The following is a 5,236-nucleotide window of genomic DNA, read 5'->3' as shown; positions in this document are numbered from 1 at the left end:
TTGTGCAAGAACAAGAGACCCTCAAAAATGGTGACGAAAATGGCCCCCTAGAGCCAGAAAACGAGCGTAAAATTGGCTCTTCTCAGGGGGATTCTGCGGAACTTGGGCTAAAAGAAGAGCGTCTAATCTGCCTCAATTGCAGAAAATACTACCTGATTAAGGATGGCATACCCATCATGCTCATTGATGAGGCGAGGGATTTGGAGGGAGATTTTGGGGGGAATTAGGATCCTCCAAGAAGAAGTTTCATGATGAAACTTCTTTTGAGCTACGTGATTTTTTCGGTTGCCAATTTAGAAACGCGGAATAGCAAAACATTTGAGTAGCTCTTGTTTTGCTTCTCCAAAATACTACTATATACTAAGGCCGACGAGAGGACTCTTGGCCGAATCGCTCGTCGGTCTATTTTTGTTTGGGGCACATTTGCACGGTGGGACAATCGGGAAAACTCAGGGTTAAGAAAATGGACAAAGCTGCCGATATTACATACAGAGATAGTAATCCGTGAGAAACGCACAGCGAAAGGAGAGAAATTATGGGATCGGCCATAGAAGTAGTCCGTTTTATCCTGGATCTGGGGGCAGTGGTGGTATTGCCCATCATTATCATCTTGTTAGGAGTAATCTTTGGAATGTCTTTCTCCCGGGCTTTTCGATCGGGAATCATGGTGGGGGTGGGCTTCTTGGGTATCTTTCTGATCCTGGGTCTGCTCCTGGACAGCCTGGGCTCGGTGGCCCAGGAGATGGTGCAGAACTATGGCCTCAGCCTGGAGGTGGTAGATGTGGGCTGGCCCCTGGCCCAGGAGATGAGTCTGGCCCTTCCTTTTGTTCCGGCCATCTTTGGGGCTGTCCTGATCTTAAACCTGGTCCTGCTTGTTCTGGGTCGTACCAGCACTTTGAACCTGGATCTGTGGAGCTACTGGAGTTTCTCCTTGGCCGGAACTCTGGCCTATGCTCTTAGTAAAAGCTATGTGGTGGGCTTGCTTGTGGCCCTGGCCACCGCAGCTATCATCTTCCTTCTGGCTGATCGTAGTGCTCCGCTGGTAAAGGACTTTTTTGGTCTGGAGGGAGTTTCCCTACCCCATACCGCTACGGTAGGCTGGTTTCCCCTAACCATGGCCCTCAACTGGCTCCTGGAGCGCATACCTGGAATAAAGAGGATCCACCTGGATCTGGAAGGGATGAAAAAGCGCCTGGGGGTATGGGGAGAGCCAGTGGTGATAGGGCTACTGTTGGGAGTGGTCCTGGCCATCTTGGCCCGAGCCCCACTATTTTTTGAGGATGTGGGAGCCAATGTGGCTTTTACCCTTCTTTTAGGCATGCAGATGGCGGCAGTGATAGTCCTTCTGCCCCGTATGGTGGAGGTTCTTAAAGAAGGGCTTTTGCCTTTGGTGCAGGAAATAGGGGCCTTTCTGGCCCGGAAGTTTCCCGGAAGGAAGATCTACCTGGGTCTGGATGCCAGCCTGGCCCTGGGCCATCCCGCTGTTCTTATCCTGGGCCTTTTGATGGTTCCCCTCACTCTGCTTTTAGCTCTTGGTCTGGGGGCTTTGGGAGTCAACCGGATGCTGCCCTTTGCTGATCTGGCCCTCCTTCCTTTCTTTATGATCTGGTGTGTGGCTCCCCATGGGGGAAATCTCTTTCGGGCCCTGCTTATCGGAGTAGTCATCATGGGCTTAATCCTTTTCATATCTACTGACCTGGCCCCTCTATTTAAGGAGACCGGAGAGATGGCCGGTCTCTCTTTTCCGGAGGGCTATGGGGAGGTCTCCAGCCTCGATGCTGGCTCTCATGTGGTACCCTGGCTGCTTCTGAAGGTGATCAGCCCATTTTACGGTTTTGACTGAATCGCTATCCCTAGAGTGCGAAATTTCCACTTTCCAGGGGGCCATGAAGTTCATGGGCGCATCAGGAAGGTATGCACTTTTTTCGAGCGGAGGAATTCTTGAAAATTAAGAGTGAATTTTTTGAGGAGAAAGAGGTCAGGGTATATTACAAATCTGTTGGTGACACTTTCGTGTTACTTACTGTAAAAGCAAGGTATGGCAAGATTTTTTTGAGGGAGGAGGTGCGTGAAAGTGAAAATAGAATATGACCCGGTTAGAGATCTTCTTTACCTATACTTTAAAGAACCATTAGCAAAAGCAGCAAAAACTGTAACTGCTACCCCTGGTGTTCATCTTGACTTCGACCGAGATGAAAAACTTATTGGGATAGAAGTCATTGATGCCTCAGAAGTTATAGGTGGAAAAATAGAATTTAGGCTGCCCGAAGTTATCCATGCAAGTACAGGGGTTTAAAATATAAGCCCTAAATTATCCCTTAATATTTGATGCTTCCCAACATCTAAGAGAAGGGAAAAGGATCTTAGGGTTTGTGGTACAATATGAGACAAAGATAGGTGACAGGTGGTATCCGGTAGTAAGATATGATACGGCCCATGGTGTTGCCCATAAAGATGTTCTGAATCATAGAGGTTTGAGAGAGAAAGTGATGCTGGGCGAGATGGATTACAAAGAGGCATTAAACCTGGCAGATGCGGATATTAGGGAAAACTGGACTTCTTACAAAGCTCAGTTTTTAAGGAGGATGGGGAAATGACCGAAAAGGAATTGTTCGAAAAGAACCAAAAACTCTCTACAGAGTTTGACCTCTATCTTTTGGATCACCCTGAACTGCTTGATAAAATTCCAGAAAATGCCCTTATTGTGTTATCTGGTTTCCGCTCATGCTTTACGGGGTGGAGAAAGTCAGCCAGGATTTCAACTTTAAAAACCTCTTTATCCTCTCTTTTTCCATTCTATTTTCTTCTCTAAGTGGATACCCTGAGTTTTTATATTACTCCCTGGTTTTTGCTTTTCTTTTCTTGATTTTCAGGACCATTTCACCAATAAGGAGCTATAACCATATCCAAGATTTCTTTAAAAAACTGTTCTTGGGTCTCTGCTCGTTTTTCTCAGGGGTATTTCTGTCCTCAATACAAGTTGTGCCAGTGCTTGAAAAATTTCCCCTTCTCGTTCTTTGCTGGGTTGAGTATTTTTGGGGCAACAATGGCTGTTTTGGAAGGAGCAATTTCGCTTAAGATTAAAAGGCAGAAAAGTAGCTTATCCCGGGCATGGTGGTAAGAAGCATGGCCTTAGGGCTCTCCTCTACCATCTCCCTGATTCTCTTTGAGACCTCCTGGATCAGCGAGTTTAGGGTTTCGGCTATTCTGATATGTCCGTCTATAGCTTGGCGATAGGCTGGCCTTAAGCTTAAGGCCTTGAAGATAGGCCAGGGCCTTCTTGTTAAATACATTCGAATAGTTAAGCACAACTCTATTTTTGGAAAGGATGACCCGCACTTTGTTTTTGATAGCTACCCGAAGCGATACCAGTGATGCTCTGTACCTTAAGACCTCCTTTGCATCTCTTACCTCACGAGGTGTATCAGGGTTTTAAATAGCTTGACTCGATCATGTGACTGTCGATATTTATTGGGCTAAAAGTCATATTTCCCCCACTGACATACTGCTAAGAGGTCTTCAGTTTAGGGCTTACTTCGAAATCTGCTTGAATTTACGCAGACTATAGTCTATTATGTAATCGGTTATTGATAATAATCTATCAACAAGACACGTACACGGTTGATTTGGTTTTAGAGAAACTGCGAGAGGCCAAAAATGAGATTGATCCTGTGAAGCTTGCTACTTACGGCAGACTTTACCCTATAACTATTCAGCGACGCTTGGGTTTTCTTTTGGACGTTGCTGGTATTTCGTCTGGCGAACTTTACAAAAGTCTTAAGAAAAGGTCTGGTTTTGCCAGGCTGACCAAAAACTCAAACATGTTCAGTGCTAAATGGAGACTCTACTATGAGGATCGCTGAAGCCAAGGATAGTGGAAGCGAGAATTTGTACTACAGGGAGGAACTTTCAAAAGAAGAGATAGAGAAACACTTGGGAAGAGTTTTATCGGTATTAGATGTTTGATAACCAGTATCGGTGCACTATCCTTTTTATGAAACTGGATGGTAGAATTAACCCGATAAAGTTTATGATGTGGAGTAGATACCATAGCTCACAACGATCATATTTGCCCGATTGCTGGCAAGAATTTCTGGTTAAAGGAGTTTGGTGGAAGAGATGGCAAAGATGGCCTCGAAATTGACGGCTCAGGAACTGGCAGAGTATAGGCGAGGGGCGCGGGCGCGCCAGGAACAGGAACAGCGGAATCTGGCTCGGCGGCGCGAGCGGGCCTGGGTGCTGGCACGACGTGTGGCAACGCTGCTGCGGGAACAATATGGCGTCACACGGGTGGTGGTCTTCGGGTCGCTAGCGCAGAAGGGACGTTTCACTCGCTGGTCGGATGTAGATATCGCGGCCTGGGGCATTCGTCCCGAGGACACCTTTCAGGCTATGGGTGCGGTGATGGATCTGGACTCAGAGATCCAGGTGAACCTGCTAGATGTAGAAACTTGTCGTCCTTCGCTGCTGGCGGCTATCGAGCGGGAGGGTATTGATCTGTGATTGAGCGTTACGCAGTTGCGGCAGTGCTTTGATGGAGTACGGGATGAACTGCTCGCTTTCGCTGGATTCCTGGATCTGCTGGCGCAGGAAGATGAGCAATGACCCCTCTCTATTATGTGGCAGGATAAGGGGACGAACAAAATGAAACAGACTTCATCGAATGCTAGAAATCTGGAAAAGCTCTCCTTGTTGAAAACTGAAGAAAGGAATGCCGTTTTAGAGTTTGCTGACCTTTTAAGGGAGAGGTTTGGCTTTTTGATTAAAGAGCTTATCTTATTTGGCTCTAAAGCCAGAGGGGAAAGTGACCAAGAATCAGATATAGATATCTTAGTTGTCCTTACCAATCTCTCCTGGGAAATAAAGAAGTCCATTTCTGAATTAGCAGCAGAAGAAAACTTAAAACACAATGTGCTTATCTCTACTATAAGGTATGATACTGCTACCTGGGAAAGCCCCCTAATAAAAGCATCACCTTTTGCTAAATCTATAAGAGAAGAGGGCATATGGCTCTAACCCCTGAGCAGAAGGAACTTGCCAAACACCGATTTGAGAGGGCTGAAACTACACTCAATGAGGCCATAGATGAAGTGTCTCGCAAAAATTTTAGGCTGGCCGTAAACCGGGCTTATTATTCAGTCTTCTATGCCATGAGAGCATTTCTTGCTACCGTAAATAAGGATTCTTCAAAACACTCCGGGGTTATGTCTCTTTTTAATCAACATTTCATAAAAAC

10 protein-coding genes are annotated in these 5,236 nt (G+C 46.2%); 9 read left to right on the top strand and 1 reads right to left on the bottom strand.

What is annotated here, in order from left to right:
• The 6 genes from HW443_RS09305 to HW443_RS09280 all read left to right on the top strand — a co-directional run.
• Positions 1-227 (top strand): Trm112 family protein (locus HW443_RS09305; protein ID WP_320411287.1); only part of this gene is annotated, 227 nt, incomplete at its 5' end.
• A 308-nt stretch (positions 228-535) separates the two neighbouring features.
• Positions 536-1,843: a PTS transporter subunit IIC gene (locus HW443_RS09300; RefSeq protein WP_176238093.1), complete on the top strand. Its 1,308-nt coding sequence runs from the start codon at positions 536-538 to the stop codon at positions 1,841-1,843.
• A 98-nt stretch (positions 1,844-1,941) separates the two neighbouring features.
• Positions 1,942-2,091, top strand: a complete 150-nt coding sequence (locus HW443_RS09295; protein WP_176236143.1) for a hypothetical protein — start codon at positions 1,942-1,944, stop codon at positions 2,089-2,091.
• Positions 2,075-2,296: a DUF2283 domain-containing protein gene (locus HW443_RS09290; protein WP_176236142.1), complete on the top strand. Its 222-nt coding sequence runs from the start codon at positions 2,075-2,077 to the stop codon at positions 2,294-2,296. The genes HW443_RS09295 and HW443_RS09290 overlap by 17 nt, the downstream gene beginning before the upstream one ends.
• Before the next feature lie 25 nt (positions 2,297-2,321).
• Complete coding sequence (locus HW443_RS09285; RefSeq protein WP_455423486.1) at positions 2,322-2,597, top strand: DUF7718 family protein; 276 nt, start codon at positions 2,322-2,324, stop codon at positions 2,595-2,597.
• Positions 2,594-2,812 carry a DUF5647 family protein gene (locus HW443_RS09280; RefSeq protein WP_176236140.1) on the top strand — a complete coding sequence of 73 codons (219 nt, stop codon included), beginning with the start codon at positions 2,594-2,596 and terminating at the stop codon, positions 2,810-2,812. Before HW443_RS09285 ends, HW443_RS09280 begins: the two co-directional genes overlap by 4 nt.
• Positions 2,813-3,080: 268 nt before the next feature.
• Here HW443_RS09280 and HW443_RS09275 read toward each other — a convergent pair whose 3' ends face one another.
• Complete coding sequence (locus tag HW443_RS09275; protein ID WP_176236139.1) at positions 3,081-3,293, bottom strand: hypothetical protein; 213 nt, start codon at positions 3,291-3,293, stop codon at positions 3,081-3,083.
• A gap of 943 nt (positions 3,294-4,236) precedes the next feature.
• Here HW443_RS09275 and HW443_RS09270 point away from each other — a divergent pair.
• The 3 genes from HW443_RS09270 to HW443_RS09260 all read left to right on the top strand — a co-directional run.
• Entirely contained in the window at positions 4,237-4,503 is a 267-nt protein-coding gene (locus tag HW443_RS09270) for a nucleotidyltransferase family protein (RefSeq protein ID WP_176237472.1), read from the top strand.
• A gap of 141 nt (positions 4,504-4,644) precedes the next feature.
• A complete protein-coding gene (locus HW443_RS09265; RefSeq protein ID WP_176231920.1) occupies positions 4,645-5,016 on the top strand; it encodes a nucleotidyltransferase domain-containing protein in 372 nt (123 codons plus the stop codon).
• On the top strand, positions 5,007-5,236 hold a 230-nt coding region (locus tag HW443_RS09260), incomplete at its 3' end, for a HEPN domain-containing protein (RefSeq protein ID WP_176238092.1). The genes HW443_RS09265 and HW443_RS09260, both read left to right, overlap by 10 nt.

The sequence above is a fragment of the Candidatus Hakubella thermalkaliphila genome (assembly GCF_013281975.1).
GTDB classification, from domain to species: Bacteria; Actinomycetota; Humimicrobiia; order Hakubellales; family Hakubellaceae; genus Hakubella; species Hakubella thermalkaliphila.
Note: the sequence above shows the minus strand (reverse complement) of the source record. Positions and strands in the feature narration are given on the sequence as shown.